This is a genomic window from Sphaerothrix gracilis Ecp01 (genome assembly GCF_030405905.1).
GTDB classification, from domain to species: Bacteria; Cyanobacteriota; Cyanobacteriia; order Phormidesmidales; family Phormidesmidaceae; genus Sphaerothrix; species Sphaerothrix gracilis.
On record NZ_JASATW010000010.1, the window covers coordinates 189,664 to 206,919 of the forward strand.

14 protein-coding genes are annotated in these 17,256 nt (G+C 54.4%); 6 read left to right on the top strand and 8 right to left on the bottom strand.

Annotated features, from left to right (window positions below; translation table 11 throughout):
* Positions 1-69 precede the first annotated feature (69 nt).
* Both QJQ48_RS13330 and QJQ48_RS13335 read left to right on the top strand, forming a co-directional pair.
* Positions 70-4,554: a TIR domain-containing protein gene (locus QJQ48_RS13330; RefSeq protein WP_346291728.1), complete on the top strand. Its 4,485-nt coding sequence runs from the start codon at positions 70-72 to the stop codon at positions 4,552-4,554.
* Between the two features lie 74 nt (positions 4,555-4,628).
* On the top strand, positions 4,629-5,432 hold the full coding sequence (locus tag QJQ48_RS13335) for a DUF928 domain-containing protein (RefSeq protein ID WP_346291729.1): 804 nt from the start codon (positions 4,629-4,631) through the stop codon (positions 5,430-5,432).
* Positions 5,433-5,437: 5 nt separating this feature from the next.
* Here QJQ48_RS13335 and QJQ48_RS13340 read toward each other — a convergent pair whose 3' ends face one another.
* Positions 5,438-7,273: a protein kinase domain-containing protein gene (locus QJQ48_RS13340; RefSeq protein ID WP_346291730.1), complete on the bottom strand. Its 1,836-nt coding sequence runs from the start codon at positions 7,271-7,273 to the stop codon at positions 5,438-5,440.
* Positions 7,274-7,276: 3 nt separating this feature from the next.
* Entirely contained in the window at positions 7,277-7,558 is a 282-nt protein-coding gene (locus QJQ48_RS13345; protein WP_346291731.1) for a Ycf34 family protein, read from the bottom strand.
* 175 nt (positions 7,559-7,733) lie between these two features.
* Between QJQ48_RS13345 and QJQ48_RS13350 the strand changes: the two genes are divergently transcribed.
* Together QJQ48_RS13350 and QJQ48_RS13355 are read left to right on the top strand one after the other, a co-directional pair.
* On the top strand, positions 7,734-9,017 hold the full coding sequence (locus QJQ48_RS13350; RefSeq protein ID WP_346291732.1) for a tRNA nucleotidyltransferase/poly(A) polymerase-related protein: 1,284 nt from the start codon (positions 7,734-7,736) through the stop codon (positions 9,015-9,017).
* 90 nt (positions 9,018-9,107) lie between these two features.
* Positions 9,108-9,866 carry a HEAT repeat domain-containing protein gene (locus QJQ48_RS13355; protein WP_346291733.1) on the top strand — a complete coding sequence of 253 codons (759 nt, stop codon included), beginning with the start codon at positions 9,108-9,110 and terminating at the stop codon, positions 9,864-9,866.
* Here the strand turns inward: QJQ48_RS13355 and QJQ48_RS13360 are convergent, their stop codons facing one another.
* The gene (locus QJQ48_RS13360; protein ID WP_346291734.1) at positions 9,867-10,250 is read right to left on the bottom strand and encodes a DoxX family protein; all 384 of its coding nucleotides are present in this window, start codon (positions 10,248-10,250) and stop codon (positions 9,867-9,869) included.
* Between the two features lie 112 nt (positions 10,251-10,362).
* On the opposite strand from QJQ48_RS13360, the gene gntT reads away from it, so the two are divergent.
* On the top strand, positions 10,363-11,673 hold the full coding sequence (gene gntT, locus QJQ48_RS13365) for a guanitoxin biosynthesis MATE family efflux transporter GntT (RefSeq protein WP_346291735.1): 1,311 nt from the start codon (positions 10,363-10,365) through the stop codon (positions 11,671-11,673).
* On the opposite strand, the gene QJQ48_RS13370 is transcribed toward gntT, so the two are convergent.
* From QJQ48_RS13370 to QJQ48_RS13385, 4 genes are all read right to left on the bottom strand, one after another.
* A complete protein-coding gene (locus tag QJQ48_RS13370; protein WP_346291736.1) occupies positions 11,670-12,713 on the bottom strand; it encodes a Rieske 2Fe-2S domain-containing protein in 1,044 nt (347 codons plus the stop codon). The two genes, gntT and QJQ48_RS13370, sit on opposite strands and share 4 nt — an antisense overlap.
* A complete protein-coding gene (locus tag QJQ48_RS13375; RefSeq protein WP_346291737.1) occupies positions 12,710-13,366 on the bottom strand; it encodes a type I restriction endonuclease subunit R in 657 nt (218 codons plus the stop codon). Before QJQ48_RS13375 ends, QJQ48_RS13370 begins: the two co-directional genes overlap by 4 nt.
* Positions 13,367-13,427: 61 nt before the next feature.
* Entirely contained in the window at positions 13,428-14,735 is a 1,308-nt protein-coding gene (locus tag QJQ48_RS13380) for a recombinase family protein (protein WP_346291738.1), read from the bottom strand.
* Between the two features lie 5 nt (positions 14,736-14,740).
* Complete coding sequence (locus QJQ48_RS13385; RefSeq protein WP_346291739.1) at positions 14,741-15,085, bottom strand: hypothetical protein; 345 nt, start codon at positions 15,083-15,085, stop codon at positions 14,741-14,743.
* Positions 15,086-15,307: 222 nt separating this feature from the next.
* On the opposite strand from QJQ48_RS13385, the gene QJQ48_RS13390 reads away from it, so the two are divergent.
* Positions 15,308-16,042, top strand: a complete 735-nt coding sequence (locus tag QJQ48_RS13390) for a lysozyme inhibitor LprI family protein (protein ID WP_346291740.1) — start codon at positions 15,308-15,310, stop codon at positions 16,040-16,042.
* 17 nt (positions 16,043-16,059) lie between these two features.
* Here the strand turns inward: QJQ48_RS13390 and QJQ48_RS13395 are convergent, their stop codons facing one another.
* Positions 16,060-17,013 (bottom strand): bacteriorhodopsin, encoded by a 954-nt coding sequence (locus tag QJQ48_RS13395; protein WP_346291741.1) that lies wholly within the window; start codon positions 17,011-17,013, stop codon positions 16,060-16,062.
* Between the last annotated feature and the right edge of the window lie 243 nt (positions 17,014-17,256).

The window sequence follows — 17,256 nt, forward strand, 5'->3', positions numbered from 1 at the left end:
AGTTGATAAACCTGTAATCCCCTTTAGCAGGGTTGATATAGTTTGAGCATAGCCCCCGCCTGAAAGTCTATGAACCAGTTTCAAGATGCCTTTATTTCCTATGGCCGCGCCGATAGTAAGCCGTTTGCCGAAAAGCTCAACAGCCGCCTAATTGCTGAGGGATTAGAAATTTGGTTTGACTTTGACGATATTCCCTTGGGAGTGGACTATCAGAAGCAGATTGATGACGGCATTGTTAAGGCCGACAATTTCATCTTTATTATCTCGCCCCATGCGGTCAACTCGGCCTACTGCAGGTTAGAGATTGATCTGGCCTTGAAGCATCACAAGCGGATTATTCCGCTGCTGCACGTCGAAGAAATCAGCCGCGAAACCTGGCAGCAGCGACATCCTCAAGGGAGTGAGGCCGACTGGCAGGCTTATACCGAAAAGGGATTGCATGCTAGCTTCGCCAACCTGCATCCCGCCATTAGCAAAATCAACTGGATCTACTTTCGTGAGGGGGTTGATGATTTTGAGCAAGCGCTAGACGGACTGCTCAAAATCATTCAGCGCCATCGCTACTACGTGAGTCAGCACACTGTTTTGCTCAGTCAGGCGATCGCCTGGCAGCGGCAGCAGCGACAGGTGACCTATCTGCTAGCGGCTGAAGAGTTACAGTCGGCAGCAGACTGGCTGCACGTACGCTTTCAAAATGAGCAGCCGCCCTGTTCCCCCACGGAGCTGCACTGCGAGTTTATTACCGAAAGTCTGAAAGCGGCCAGCGACGGCATGACTCAGGTGTTTCTCTCCTATAGCGAAGAAGACCGAGCGATCGCAGAGCAAATCCGTCGCCTGCTGGTTCGGACGGGTATTACTGTCTGGCTAGATAAGAAAGACATTAAAACGGCTGAAGACTTTCAAAAAGCAATCTATCGCGGGATTGAGCGGGCAGACAATATCGTCTACTTGCTCTCGCCGCACTCGCTCCGGTCTACCTATTGTCAGCAAGAGCTGGCCTACGCCCGCACTCACAATAAGCGAATCATGCCGCTGCTGATACGCGAGACGGATCTAGCTCAGGTACCCACAGAGCTGCAGCTCTTACAGTTTATTGACTTTACCCAGTTCCAAGCGGATGGAGCCACAGCCCCCGATGAGCTGCTGCGCACCCTACGGGAAGATGCCGCCTACTACGCTCAGCATAAGCGGCTGCTGGTGGAAGCCTTGGCCTGGGAGCGCCAAAATCGGCCCAAAAATCTTGTCCTGCGGGGAGGCGAATTTGCGATCGCTGAGGAGTGGCTAGCCCAAAGCCAGCGCGAGGAGAAGCAGCCCCCTGCCACCGACCTGCACCGGGCTTACATCCTGGCGAGTCAGGAGATGAACCAGTATTTTGATGCCTTCATCTCCTACGGGCGGGCTGATAGCAAAGCCTTTGCCACTGAGCTACACGATCGCCTGACGGCGATGGGCTTTCGCATCTGGTTTGACCAAAATGACATTCCTCTAGGCGTGGACTATCAGGATCAAATCGACGACGGCATCGACAAGGCCCACAATTTTCTGTTTATCCTGGCTCCCCATGCAGTCAACTCCCCCTACTGCGCCAAGGAAGTCAACCTAGCGCTCAAACGCCACAAGCGGGTGGTGCCGCTGCTGCAGGTGGAGCAAATTTCCAAAGATACCTGGAAGCAGCGCAATCCCAGCGGTATGGATGCTGCCTGGGTCAGCTATCAGGAGAAAGGGCTGCACTCCATCTTTCCAAATATGCATCCAGAGATTAGCAAGATCAACTGGATCTATTTTCGGGCGGAGGATGACTTTGAACAGGCGCTAGCCGGTTTGATTGGCCTGTTTCACCGCCACGAAGCCTACGTCCACCAGCATACCGACCTGCTTGCTAAGGCGCTGATTTGGGAGCGGCACCAATATCAGTCCCAGTATTTACTAATTGGTGAGGAGCGGAAAGCGGCTGAGGAATGGCTGAGTCAGCGCTGGCAAAACCAACAGCCACCCTGCCTGCCGACTGACCTGCACTGCGAGTTTATTACCACCAGCATCAAGTACGCCGAAAACCTGATGGCACAGGTGTTTCTCTCTTCTGCTGAAGCGGTTGTGGAGAAGGTTATTGAGCAGGCCAGCGATCGCTCGGCGCTGCCAAGCGAGACGGCTGAGCAAAAAATCTATCGCAGTCTGATTCGCGCTGGATTCACCGTTTGGAATCGGCGGCTGGATGTGGTTTCGGGTGAGAACGTGCAGACCGCCATTCTGCGCGGCATTGCCGAAGCCGATAACTTTGTCTTTCTGCTGTCAAATGCCTCACTTCGCTCCGAGACCTGTCGGCAGGAGCTAGCCTATGCGATTGAGCTGAACAAGCGGATTATCCCGGTACTAGCGCGGCGCATAACGGCAGAAGTCCTGCCACCAGAGCTGGCCCATCTACAGGTGATTGACCTGACTGACAATCAGAATGAGTCAGATTATCTAGACGATGAAAACCAGCTACTCAAAACTCTCAAGCAGGAAGCCGACTATCACCGCCTGCACAAGCTGCTGCTGGCTCAGGCCCAAAAATGGCAGCAGCAAAAGCAGAATCCCAGTATTTTGCTGCGCGGTCAGACTCTCCAGCGATACATATCCTGGTTAAAGCTAGCTCAAGGACGCGATCGCTATCGGCCCACTCAGCTCCAGATCGAGTTTGTCGAGGCCAGTCGCCAGCAGCCACCCGATATCACGATTGACGTTTTCATTGCCCACTCTCTGGTGGATGCCGATTTTGTACGGCGTTTGAATGACACGCTGCAGGTGCAGGGTAAGTCTACCTACTTTGAGCAAGACTTGCAGACAGAAGCCAGCGAGCAGCAAAGGCTGCAGCAGGCGATCGCCAATGCCGAAAATTTTCTCTTTGTGCTGTCCCCCAGTTCAGCTAAAGAGCCGGACTCCCTACAGCAGCTTCGTCAAGCCAAAGCGCTCAATAAGCGCATCATCACCGTTGTTTACCGCACCGTGCTGCGCACCAATTTACCGGCTGAACTGCAGGGAGCGACTCAGATTGATTTTCGCCAGCAGCAAGGAGACTTTTTAACTCAGTTTGGTGAACTCTACCGCACCTTGGAGAGCGATCCAGAGCATGTCAGAACCCATACGCGGCTGCTGGTAAAAGCCAAAGAGTGGGAGCAGTCTAACTACGACGACAGCTTCTTGCTGCGCGGCAAAGATTTGGCCGCCGCCACGGCTTGGCTAGCCCAGACAGCGGCTAAAGTCCCCCGGCCAACCGACCTGCAGCGCGCTTATCTGCAGACCAGCCGGGAGCTCCCCTTCCGCAAAATCAAGGGACGTTCAGTGGCTCTAGCCAGCGCTGCTTCCACTTTCTTAGTGCTGATAGCCCGGATTTTGGGGCTGATACAGGGGGCCGAACTGGCCGCCTATGACTACCTGCTGAAACAGCGTCCCAGCGAGGCGCAAGACGATCGCTTTTTGATTGTGGAAGTGGATGAGGAAAGCGGGTCTTGGCTGCGATCGCGGCTGATTGAAGGCACCTACGAACCCAGTATCGGCACCATTCCCGATCAGGCCCTAGAGGAGGCGATCGCCACCCTGTCAGCCTATGAACCCAGAGTGATTGGTCTAGACTTCTACCGCGATTTTCCGGCTGAGGCCGTAGTTGAAGCGCGGCTGCGGCAAACGCCGAATCTAGTCGGTCTGTGCAAGCTGAGTACGCCAGAAGAGGACGGCGTTCCGCAGATTGACATCCCGGCGGCTCAAACTGGATTTAATGACTTCGTCGATAACGTCAACGTCCAGTTCATTCGGCGGCACCTTTTGATGCACCCTGCAGATCCCATTTTCTGCCCCACCAGCCAGTCTTTTAGCCTGCTGATTGCCAAAGAATATTTAGCGGCGGAAGGGATTGCCGTCAACACTGAGCCAATCAACAATCCTGATGGCAGTCAGGATTACGAACCGATTCGACTGGGCAATGTCACTGTGCCTGAACTCAAAGTGGGATCAGGCCCGTTCTACCTCGATCCAAATCAGCTCAATGGCTATCAAACGCTGCTCAATTTTCGGGCTTATCGCGGTGAGCTAGACCGATTTGCGCCGCAAATCACCCTGGAGCGTCTGCTGACCGAAACCTCTGAAAAAGTCCTAGACGAGATGATCCGCGATCGCATCATCATCATGGGCTACACCGACAAAACCGATCGCAACGCTGACACCTGGGACACGCCCTATAGCGAAGATATCCCTGGGGCAATGATGCAGGCTCAGATGGCAAGTCAGCTAATCAGCGCCGCCCTGGACGATCGCCCCCTGATTCGCTGGTGGCCCTTCTGGGGGGAAGTGCTGTGGATTGCGGGCTGGTCAACTGGAGGCGGGCTAATTTTTTGGCGGCTTGTGCGGCCTGGGCGGCTAGCCCTGGCAAGCGTTGGGGCACTGATAGTTCTCTACGGAGTCTGCTACTGGATGCTCGTGGGGCCAGCCTTCTGGGTATCATTAGTGCCTCCTGCGATCGCCTTTGGTCTGACAGGATTGAGCGTAGCGGTATTAAGTACTCGCTTGCGGCATATATAAATCGGGAATCCTCAATTAGAAATACGTAGACTAGAAGTAAGACTTTTTATCAGGTTTATCAGGGAGCTTGAATCATGGTTCGCTTCAAAAAGCCGTCTCAGAAGTTAGGACTCAGGCTCATCGCAACCCTATTATTGGCGGCAGCGGTACCTGCGATCGCACCGCCTAGCGCTGAAGCCGTAGACGTGGTTGGACGGATCCGGCAGATCTTTGGCGGTGGTAATCAGCAGGGCGGTGCGACGGGGCGATCGCGGGGCGGCGCCATTCGAGACGAGTACTGCATCTTTAACAATGCTGAGCGCGATCCGATTGGACGCACCGCCGAAAACCTGGTCGCCCTGCTGCCAACTGTCAATATCGGCCAAACCACTAAAACCTATCCTACCTTTTGGTTTTATGTCCCTATTGGCCGTAGTGCTGATGCTAACCACGCTCAGTTTGATTTGCTAGATGGGGATACGCTAGAGCCTGTCTTTGAGCGTCCGGTTCATTTTGAGCTGCCCTCCAGCCCTGGAATTGTCGGCATTTCGCTGCCAGAGAGCGGCCCGCCGCTCCAGGCTGGCAAACACTATATTTGGTTTTTCTCAGTGGAATGCAGTGAGACGGATGCTTCTCGCAATCCGGTGGTGTTTGGCGAAATTGAGCGAGTAGCCCCCACTGCTGAACTGGCTCAGCGCCTAGCGACCACGCCCGATCAGGATTTCTACAGCGTTTATGCCGAGTTCGATCTGGTTTACGAAATGCTGACCTCTCTAGTCGAATTCCGCAGTGCCCATCCAGAAGCCTGGCAGGCCGTTTTAGAAGTGAATGAGCTAGAGGCCGTTGATAGTGAGCAAGTGCAGCTCCTCGTGCCTCACACCGTGGCTACCGAACATTAGAGCGGCTAAGTATCCAGTTGCCAAATCTTAAGGGTTTCATCAGCGCTGCTGCTGACCAGGGTGTGTCCCTCTGGCGTAAAAGCTAAGGCGCGGAGCCCCCAAGCATGATTGATCTGGGCCACCTGCCGCCCGGTGGGCAGATGCCAGAAGGCGATGGCGCTGTCTTCTCCCCCGGTCGCCAGCAGCTTGCCATCTGGACTAAAGGCGATCGCCATCACTGTATCCTTGTGGGCGCTGAGCGTCCGCCGCCGCCAGTCATTTTGCCAGTCCCACAGCTTGACCTTGCCCTCGGCGTCGCCGCTGGCTAAAAGTGTTTGACTCAGGGCTAAACAGGTAATGGGCGCGGCATGAGCGTCTTTGACGGTTTTGAGCAGCTTGCCATCCGGCAGACGCCATAAACACAGGCTACAGTCCCAACTGCTGCTAATCAGCCGGGTACTGTCAGCGCTGACGACTAAACCGCTAACTTGTTCTTGATGCTGGGCTAGCGTCGCCGCGACTGCGGTAGTTTCTAGATTCCAGAGCCGCAGCTTGCCTTCCCCGCCCCCACCCAGCAGAAACCGGTTGTCAGGGGTGAGAGCGATCGCCGTGATCGTCCACCCAGGTTCTGGCAGGGTTGCCAATAGGCGATAGTCGGTCAAATCCCACCATTTCACCGTGCCGTCGCCGCTGCCGCTGAAGAGACTCCTGCCATCGGCGCTAAATAGCACCGCGTTTACCTGGGCCCGGTGGCGGTTGTTGAGTAAGGGCAGAGCACTGCCCAGAGTTTGAATCAGTTCACCATTGCGCAAGTCCCACAGGCGGACGGCTTTGTCCGTGCTGCCGGTAGCTACAGCCCGGCCATCGGGGCTGAGGCTGAGGGCGTTGATGGTGCTGCCCGGCTGCGCAATTGTCTGGGCGCAGCGCCAGGTCATAGGTGGGACAGCTAGGGGCTGACGACGACTCGCAGCGGGTCGTTTACCCTGAGTTTTTTGAGCTAATCGCTGCCGGGTGCCCAAGGTTTGCACATCTTCTAGCACGGCTGCTGCCGTAGCATAGCGCCGCTGCAGGGAGCGGCTGAGTAACCGCTCTAAAATGTAGCCAAGCTGCAGGCTAACCCCCTGACGCACATAGGGCCGCCACACCCAGCGATCTTCGCCCACTGAGTAGAGATCAAACGGGTGCTGCCCGGTGAGCAGGTACAAGCAGGTCACCCCCAAGCTGTAAAGATCGCTGGCAAAGCTGGCCTGCCCTAGCATTTGCTCCGGGGCCGCGTAGCCAGCGCTGCCAATCACGGTGCCAGCCTGTTTCAAAGCCTCCGTATCGGCGTACTTGGACGCGCCAAAATCGACTAAAAAGTAGGTACTACTAGAGGCAGCATAGAGAATGTTTTCGGGCTTGATGTCGCGGTGAATTACCTGGGCCTGATGCACAAAAACCAGAACCGGTAGAAGCTGGGTCAACAGGTCGCGAATTTGGCTCTCGTCAAAAACGCCCCCCGCCTCTAACCGCCTGGCTAAGTTAGGCCCCGCAATATACTCCTGCACCAGATAGCTGCTCTCATCCGTAGCAATCGCCGCTAGCAGGCGCGGAATCTGGGGGTGCTGGCCGAGCCGGGTGAGCTGCTCAGCTTCCTGCTGGAATCGCTGCGGGTCGGGAGGGCGCAGCGACTGCTTAATCACGCAGCGAGTTTCGCTCACTTCATCTAAAGCTAGCAGCGTCCGGCCAAAGCCACCCTGTCCGAGAAGCTGCAGCGGGCGGTAGCGATCGCCCAGCAGCAGCGCGCGGCCACAGGTCTGACAGTAGAGATGATTAGACGGATTTTCAGGCTGGGGGCAGCGAGGATTCAGGCATAGGCTCATACACTAGGTGGGAATTAGTTCCCCTGGCCGCAGCTTGGCCCACTTGCCTATCTCTTCTTTAAAGCTCTGGCAGCCCACCACGTCGTACTCAAAGCCAAACTCATCTGATTGCACAATGCGATCGCCCTCAATGCGCACCTTGGGCGGCTGAATATTGGCATTGATGGTGGGATCAACCGGGTCAAAATCGGGCGTTTCAGTCAGGTGCGGCTGCTGGTGCTGAGTCTCAACCGCATGATAGGTGATGCAGCGATCGACATAGTGACAGTTGACGCAAATACACATAGATCTCTTCCAGGCCCTTTCTGCTAATTTAGCTCAACTTTTCGTTAGGCTTTCAAGAGGGGCTAGAGATGTTGCAAAATGAAAAGCCGTGCTTCGCTGTCTTGAATCCCTGCTAAGTCAGGAGATAATCGCATCTAAGCATAGGTACCTGCCAACTAGTTAATGAGATCGGCCCTTGACACTGCCTGTTGATACCCTCCCCGCTGCTTTATCCCCGCAAACCTGGCCGTTTGAGTTGGCGCTGCTGCCTGCCTCGGCCTATCTGGTGGGGGGCAGCGTCCGCGACGTGCTGCTGGGGCGACAGGCTGACTACCTCGACCTGGATTTTGTACTGCCGGATGCCGCGATCGCAACGGCCCAGCACATTGCTCAGACCTGTCAGGCAGGCTTTGTCGTCCTCGATGCCCATCACAAAATTGCGCGGGTTGTTTTTCCGCAAGCAACGGTGGATTTTGCTCAGCAGGTAGGCCCCACATTGGAAACCGATCTGCAGCGGCGCGACTTTACCGTCAATGCGATCGCCTATCATCCCCACACCCAGCGCCTGATTGATCCGCTGCAGGGCTGCCGGGATTTGCAAAAGCGGCTGCTGCGCATGATTGCCGTGGAAAATCTTGCAGCCGATCCGCTGCGGCTGCTGCGGGCCTATCGGCAGGCGGCTCAGCTCAACTTTGAGGTAGAGTCGCAAACTCAGATAGCTATTCGCAGCCTGTCAGACCTACTGGCTCAGGTGGCGGCGGAGCGGGTGCGGGGAGAACTTGACGCCCTGCTAAGCAAGCCTGCGGGTACCGAGCAGCTTTTGGCTTGCTGCCAGGACGAACTGCTGCAGAAATGGCTGCCCCAGATGAGTCAGCAGGCGCTGCAGCGAGTGGCTACGATCGATCGCGCCTACGATCATCTGCGGCAGGACTGGCCCGGCTATGCCAGTCAGCTTACGGGCTGGCTGAAGGAGCAAACCGTACCGGGAATGCACCGGAGCTGGCTCAAGGCCGCAAAGCTCAGCCAGCTTTTGCCACCAGAAGAGGCGATCGCTGAGGCTGAACTTACCCGGCTGAAATATAGCCGCGCCGAGCAGCAGGTTGTGTTAGCCACGCTACGCAATCAGCCCAGGCTGCTACCGCTGCGATCGCGATCGCTCTCGATTCGCGAGCAGTACGATCTGTTTCGAGATGTGGGTCAGAGCTTTCTCAGTCTCTCAGTGCTAGCGCTGGCCCTAGACTATCCCCTTGCCCACATTTCCCCGCTGATCCAGCGCTTTTTAGACCCGGCCGATCCGGTAGCCCATCCCCAGCCGCTGCTGTCTGGACGCACCCTGATGCAGGCCCTACAGCTCCGCCCAGGGCGTCATATTGGTCAGATTTTGGCGTCTATTCAGCTAGCTCATGCCGAAGGCAAAGTGATGAATGCCGAAGAGGCTTTAGACTGGGCCAAACTGGAAGCGCAGCGACTCAACATTTGAAATGATGGCGCTGAGGGGGCAAAGATTTATCTCAGCCTCGTCTCTTAAAATAGGGTCGCTTAGGGCAAATTCGTGCTGTAAAGTGACAGTATGTATGACGATGACCTCACCACGCTAGATACCGACATCGATATCGATCTAGACAGCCCCCTGGATCGGATGGCCCCTGCTGGCGAAGAAGGGCCGCAGTATGATCCAGAGCAAATGCTGCCGCTACTGTCTTCCTCAGAAACACCGCAGCGAATGCTGGCGGCCAGAGCCTTTTGTGAACTGCAGGATGAGCGGGCAATTCCTCAACTAATTAACCTGCTGAGCGATCCCTGTCCGCTGGTGCGGGTCAGCGCTGCCTACGCCCTAGGGCGCAACCCCAGCGCCACGGCGATCGCGTCTTTAATTCATCAGCTCAACCAGGACTGGAACGGCTATGTGCGCAAAGGCATCGTCTGGGCCTTAGGCAACTGCCATGATCCGCAGTCAATTGAGCCGCTGATTGCCGCCTTGAAAACCGATATTTCCGCTGTGCGTTTATGGGCCGCTAGCGCTCTAGCTCAGGCTGGAGATGTCGGTTATGACGCCGCTTTGAAGGCACTCCCCCCGCTGATTGAAGCCCTACGCCGCGATCCGGTGGCGGCTGTGCGCAGCAACTGTGCCTGGACAATCGGGCAACTTTGCCGGGAGTTGCCATCAAACGTGGTCTATGCCACTGCCGTTGACGCCCTGATTGAGTCCTTTGCTGAAGAAGAGGAGCTAGGCGTCCGGGAAGATGCCCGTACCGCCCTGCTGAAGCTAGGAGACACGCGGGGTCTGCAGATTATTGAAGAGCTGGAGCAGGACGGCTGGTTTAGCTAATTACACGGTCTCTGAACTGCCGGTCGAAGAATGATCCAGCGAGATGGGGCCGGGGCCATAAGCCACCACCATCAGCAAGCCACCGATGAGAGCCACGTTTTTGAGGAACTCGGTCATTTCACTGAGGTGGAAGACCAGGGTAGCCGGAATTAAAAAGCCGATCAGCAGCCAAGCGCCAAGATGGGCCTTGAAGCCTAGTATCACGGACAGACTTCCTACAATGAGAACAATGACTGTCAGAATGGCTAAAAGCCCGGTGGCGGGGAGTCCCTGGGAGGCGATCGCCTGCTGGGTACCTGAAAAATTAATCAGGTGATTGATCCCGGCTCTTAAGAACAGGGCAGCTAGCAGAATTCTGCCAATTAGAGCGGTATAAGACTTCATAAAGCTTGTTTGAACACACAGATAGCTTAACAGGCCCTTATTGTAAAAGGTGTTGATGATAGCCTCCTGAGTCCGTAAATGAACTGCTCAGAAGTTCAAAAAAATTTACCGAATGAAATTTCTGCGGCGCTTTAGTCAGCTTGCGATCGCCAATATTGTCTCTAACTTAATGGTGCCGCTAGCCGGTATTGTCGATACGGCCTTTTTGGGCCACCTGCCTGAAATTCACTATCTAGCAGGGGTAGCCTTAGCAACCTTAATCTTCAACGTCATCTATTGGAGCTTTGGCTTTTTGCGCATGGGTACCACCGGCATGACGGCGCAGGCGGTGGGCAGAGGCGATCGCGCTGAAGTTCTGCTCATTGGCTGGCGTAATGCCGTGATTGCCTTGGGCTTGAGTTTGATTATTTTGAGTTTGCAGGTGCCTCTGCGGGCAGTCGGCTTTGCGCTGCTGAGCGGTACGCCAACGGTACAGGCGGCTGGCATAGATTTTTATAATGCTCGCATCTGGGGATCGCCAGCCGTGTTGCTGAACTATGTGCTGCTGGGCTGGTTTTTGGGGCGATCGCGGGGTCGCGCCGTGTTGCTGCTGTCGATGATCGCTAACTTTGGCAATGTTGGTTTGGACTACTGGTTTATTAACCGACTAGGCTGGGCTAGCGCCGGCGCAGGGTGGGCCACGGTCTTGAGTCAGTACGCCATGCTGCTGGTCGGGCTGGGGCTAGTGGCAACTGAAGTGACTAGGCGCGAACTCAGGGCGGTTTGGCCTCACCTCTGGCAGCCCCAAGCGTTGAAAGGGCTGTTTCTGCTCAACCGGGATATTTTGATTCGTACGTTTGCCTTAGTGATCAGCTTTGCCCTGTTTACCAACTTCAGCTCCGTGCTGGGCGAAACAGTATTAGCAGTCAATACGCTGCTGCTGCAGGTACTCACCTTATCGGCCTACTTTATTGACGGCATTGCCTTTGCCACTGAAACCTTTGCCGGAGAATTTTACGGCAAAGGCGATCGCCGTCAGCTCCGCGCTTTGGTTAGGCTAGCCGGAAGCATTAGCTTGGTGTTGGGGATTGGCTTTGCCTTAGTGTTTGCCCTATTTCCCCAAACCCTGTTTGGCGTCATGACCAATCACCTAGAAATCATCAGTCAAATTAGCCGCTATGTTTGGTGGCTGCTGCCCGTTTTGAGCTTCGGGGCGATCGCCTTTATGCTAGACGGCTACTTTCTCGGTCTTACCGCCGGAACCGCCCTGCGCAATTCAACCTTGATTGCCTCAACTATTGGCTTTTTGCCGCTGGCCTGGCTGGCTCTATCCCTAGAAAATGTCCAGCTTCTCTGGCTAGCGCTGACCTGCTTCATGGCGACCCGGGCGATTACCCTAGCTTGGGGCGTCTCGCGCACATTATTGCCTGCAGAAAATTCTTAAACTTCAGCCGAAAAGGGCGTTTGAGGCATTTCAACCTCTGAGATAGGCTGAGTTTGGTAATAGAGCTGGGCCAGCTTACGGCGATTTTCCACCAGTACCCGGTCAAAGCGGCCTAGCTGCATCGCGCTAATATCAGGATTTTGATCAGCGAGATTTTCTAGCATTTGGCGATCGCGCTTCAGCTCGTAGTCCAGCAGAAAAGTCAGGACGGGTTTAACCAGGCTGAAAACTGGCTGACTAAAAATTCGAGTGGAATAAAAGAGCGTAAAAACCTGAGTGTTGTGGGCGTCAATAGGCGTCAGCAAGATAGCCAGTCGCCAGCGCTGCGGGTTACGCTCTCCGGTTGCCCGCTGCTTCCACCAGTGATCGTAAATGCCATAAACCGGCGAAAAGTAAGTCGTCCAATCATCAAAGAAAGTATCTCCGGCTCGAATATTGAGTCCTCTTTCAATCAGCCAGGGTAGGGGTCTTTGAATACCTTGGTTGCTGACGCTGATTGAGGTAGCCCCGACTTGAATCTGGGTGGTGATAGCCTGGAGCTGCTCCAGCGAGTAGCCGAAAAAAGTATGGGTCGCTGGCGTATGCTCAACCTCGCAGAAATTATCGAGCACCAGTTCTAGCGGCGCGGCAAAGTGGTGAGACAGGGCGCACACTGGCTCGTAGCCTGCCATATCAAATTCAGGAAATAGGCTATTGGCAGGCCGTCTCAGCCAAATGACCCCGTATTTTTCCGCTGTTTCAAAATGCTCAATCCGGGCTTTGAGCTGCGGCGTACTGGGGCTAGTCACCTGACCGTGGCAGTCATAGCGCCAGGCATGATAAGGACAGACAAGCTCGTCTGTTTCCACCCGTCCCAGGCTCAGCCGCATGCCTCGGTGGCAGCAGCGATCGACTAAAGCCGAAATTTTTCCGGCCTGAGTCCGAAACAGCACTAGCTCTTTGCCCAAAATTTTCAGCCCAACGGGCCGATGGCCCAAATCTTTACTGAGCAGGACGGGGTGCCAGTGATTGAGCACAGGTTCTAGGCTATTGTGAGTCATGAGGCGCTATCCTGATTTGGCATAACACATTGCCCCATTTTCTTGAGAATACGCAGGGCTGTTTCCAGTTCAGAAACCAGCGTGTAAAGAGAGAACACTCGCGACAGGGCATATTGCGGCGTTGGCTGATTGACTAGCTTGATGAACAGAATGTCATCTCCATTCGTTAGGCAGCCAAACAGAAATGTGGCAGGCTTTTTCGGACTCGCCAGCAGGTAAGCCAATACCTGAGGCAGGGCGGATCGCAGCGAAATTATTGTTTTCTTGGATTCCAGCACCAGTGCCCAAACCTGATCTTGCAGAGTCAAGATATCGAGCCGTCCTCTAAGCATTTCTTCGTCATCGCTAACCGCTAGTTCCATTGAAGTTTCTGCCTGCATCCGAAAAGGCGGATCGTAAAAATCAGCCGCTTCCAGCAGCGGAGAAGCTGCCAGCAGCATAACCGCCCCTTCTAATAAGTTACCTGTAGCCCGATGGTAAGTCAGACGACGCCAAAGAGTAGCGATCGCCACCTTATCGGCCTCCGTCAAGGCTGGTAGATCGCTCTGCCATTCCTGAAAAAATTCAGGATCTAAACATCGTTGCAGTCCGAACTTGGTTTCTAGCTCAGATAGGCTTTTGATTGCTTCTGTGACGGCGACAACTCGCACCATATCCAAGACTTCCTGGCGACTCAACCTTTATCTTAGGCAAAAGATCTGCTGGCTTCGACTTTCAAAAAATGAAAATTAGCTTCAGCGTCCAGTCGGTTTCGTGCCGCTCAATTTGAATCTGACGAATAAATTCGCGTAGATAAAAGCGACGCTCCGATTCGGTCAGGTCTAACCAAAACTGCGGAATTGAGACGGTTTGCACAGTTTCAGCCAGATTAACCGGGGGCATCTGGGCCAGCTTTTGCTGCATTTCAGCCATTTCAGTGCGCAGCTTATAGGCTCTCAAATCAGCCGTTTCAGTGTCTAAAATGCCGGAGTCAACTAGGTCAGGGAGCTGCTGTAGGACAGACTCTTTGGCCTGCATTTGCGCTGCGATCGCCCCCTTAATGCCCGCGACAGGGGGCCCCTGCAGGGCAGCGATCGCCTGGGGCAGTTCCGTACAGATGGCCTGGATAGTTTGCTCTAGCACTTGCTCATAGGCGATCGCTTTGCACTTGGGACGCTGCGGGCAGGCTATGGGCGTCAGATAGAGATATTCACCTGCTCGCCGAGGCCGGGTGACTCGCGTTACTTTGAGAGCTGACTGACAGGTTGCACAAGTGACGAGGCCCGCTAGCGATCGCGGCGCGCTGGCGGTACGGGGCGGCAGGCTGCGGTTGCGGCGCAGCAGACGATCGATCTGAGCTGCTTCTTCCCGGCTGATAATGGCGGCGTGGGTATTGGGCACAATCTGCTGGCCCTGATACTGCAAATCACCGCGATAGACCGGGCTGGTGAGCCAGCGTCGCCCGGTAGAAACCGAGATTTTCTTACCGTACTTTTTCTCTAGATAGCGGACTGCCCCCCGCAGCGAACCAAACAGCAGAAATCGCTCAACAAAGTCTTGTACTACCGGAGCTGTAGCGCGATCGAGACTATAGCGCTCTTTGCTGCGGCGATAGCCATAGGGGGCCTTGCCTGGCGGCGGCAGCGCCTTGATGCGGTTGCGGGCATGGCCCTGCTGAATCCGATGACTCTGCTGCGCCGCTTGGACCTGGTCCAAAAGTGACCATAATGCGGCAACGGCCTGATTTTTGCCGCTGCAGTAGTCCTGTTCTGTGGCCATCACCGTGACCCCCAGCGCTTCAAGCTGCTGCAGGCGATCGCCCATAGCGGCTATGGAATCTCCTAGCGCTTCGAGCCGCTGTATGAGCAGATAATCAGGTGGATCTGCGGTGCAATCAGCAATGAGCTGCTTTAGTTGGGGGCGTTTGCTAATAGTTGCAGCGCCCACGTCGTGATAAATCCGATCAACTTCCCAACCCCAAACTGCCTCGCCTGCCGCTGGACTTATTAGCGGGTTACTGTAGAGATAGGCGTAGACTTTCACGCTGACTAAAAGTTTTCTTTGAGTGCCTCACGCAGGACAATGGCAGCATCCTCGTCATCACTGGACACAATCAGCATGACGGTAACTTCTTCAACGGCTTCTACGTTTTCTAAGCAGATAAACAGCGCCGTTGCGGTTTCGGTACGCCCGGAAACGCTGTTGCCGTCAGCCACGATGCCAGCCAATTCGGTTTCAGCTAAGGCCGCTTCTGAACGGACCAGGCACTGGGTAAGGTCAGTTGTTAGCGATCGCCAAGAGTAGTAAATACCGGGAGCCTGCGCCTGCACTGGTGTCGCCAGCGCGATCGCGCCCAAACTGACAAATCCCTTGACGAAAGTTTTCAACTTCATAAACTTTTCCGACTTCCCCATGATCGACTCAGCTACTTTGGCTAATCCCTAACTTAATTAAGTGCTGAAGACCGCCGCTATCCACCTATTGTTTCATATCCGTAGAAATAAGCACCGATTTAAACTGGCGATCTATGCTGAAACAATAGGCTTCACTGAATAATTCAGCTCATGTTGTTCCCTCATTTTAAGCGTTCTCGTCTTGTTGCCTTAGGACTGCTCGTGGCTCTTGTCACTGGCTGCGGCCCTCAGGTGAGCGATTCTGACGAAGCTCGCGTTCCACCTGTGGCAGATGACGCGCCAGAAGTATCTGAGCCTCAACCTGGGGGATCCGCTCAGGCTCCTGCAGATTCCGGCTCTAAAGCGCCTGCTTCAGATCCGTCCATAGCAGTTCCCAACAGCCCATCGAATGCAGCTCCCAACCTGCCTGACACGGACTGTGAGAGTCCTGAAACCCAGCTAGAGATGAATCAGTGTGCCAAAGCCTGGTATAGCCAAGAAGATGCCAAGCTCAACCAGGTTTACAATCAGGTCAAATCAGGCCTGAGCAGCAGCCGACAGGCGCAGCTAACCGATGCGGAGCTGGCCTGGATTGATTTTCGCGATGCCAACTGTGAATTTGAAGCTAATCAGTATGAGGGCGGCTCTATACAGCCCACTATCTACTATGGCTGCTTAGCTCAGGTAACGGCAAATCGTACGGCTGAGCTGCAAGATGCGGCTACGGCTAGCCTCAGCTACGCGGCGGCTGATCAGCGCCTCAATCAGGTCTATCAGGACTTTAAAGATAGCCTGACCGCATCTGGTAAATCTTCGCTAACGACAGCACAGCTAGCCTGGCTGGACTACCGAGATGCTAACTGTGCTTATGAAGCTAATACCCAGAACTGTTTGGCCCGTGTCACCCTAGAGCGGACAAATCAGCTAGAGGAACAAGCGGCAGAGCGATCGCTCTGACAGTTCAGGTTGATTACCTACCGATAAGGCTCAGCCTGATGCTCTTGGGGGTGTACGCTAACCGTATTGCCGTTACCATTGCTTCCCGGTATCACATCCAAAGCAGGCTTATATCCTGCCTCGACGCTGAGAATCTGAGCCACTCTGGTTAGCAGCACACCATAGATCACTTTGGAGAAAATATCCGCCATCGTATACAAAAACTGGCGTGTCACCGCAGCCCAAGCCCCCCAATCTGGGAATAGCTGAAACCCTAAGGGAACCAAATAGGCCAGCGGATATAGCGTCCACGAAATCAGCAACAGCCACCAGATTCGCCCCATGATGTTGTAAGCCTGCCGCGGCATTCCTTCCCGCGAGCGGAACACCAAATTGCCTACTGTATAGAGAATATAGATATAAAAGACAGTGCTAATCGCGCCCCAAAGCATAAACCAGGGAATACTGGTCATCTGAAAAAACTGACCAATATATCCGGTATAAATCATCAGCAAACCTGCCGCAATGAAGCGGTTACGGGTATTACGAAAGCGAGCTGGAGTAACGTTGATAACGACTAACATCTGCGTCAGCAGACAGGGTACATCAATTGACCAGTTGAGGTAGCGAAAGCCGTTGGAAAAAGTGCTGTCGGCTAAACGGTAGACCTGCCCATCAAATCGAAACGCAGCTTCCCAGCCCTGGAGCTGACGGAACAAAATCAAAAAAGCCGAAACCATGACGATGGCTGATAGCACCGAGGAGGGCTGATACTTAGGAGCCGACCGCCTCATGGTCGTAATAAAATAAACGAAGCCGACCGCCATCGTGCCGACCCCCAGGGTCAGAAAATGAGAAATTAAATCGTGCTGAAGCGGTGTGTAAATCAGAAAGTTTTCTAGATTAAGCCCCTGTGGAACAACTGATTCTTGGCCGATTAAAGTAGGTTGCCAGTTCAAAGCATGGCTAATGATAGCTTGAGTGTTAAACACCGTGCTGTCGTCTCCATCGTATAACTGCTAAGGAAAAACTTAAAAGACCGTTCAGGCGTTGCTTAGCAACTGCTATCCACAGAAAAAATCTGAACTAATACCAATTCTTGGTTTTACAGCTACAGATCAGACCCCTCCCAACCTCCCCTTGTCAAGCGGAGGTGCCGCAAGCGGTGGGTTGCCGATATGTAGGGCTAGTTCACAGAACTGGTATAACTCCTGGCAGCGACCTAACGATCTATA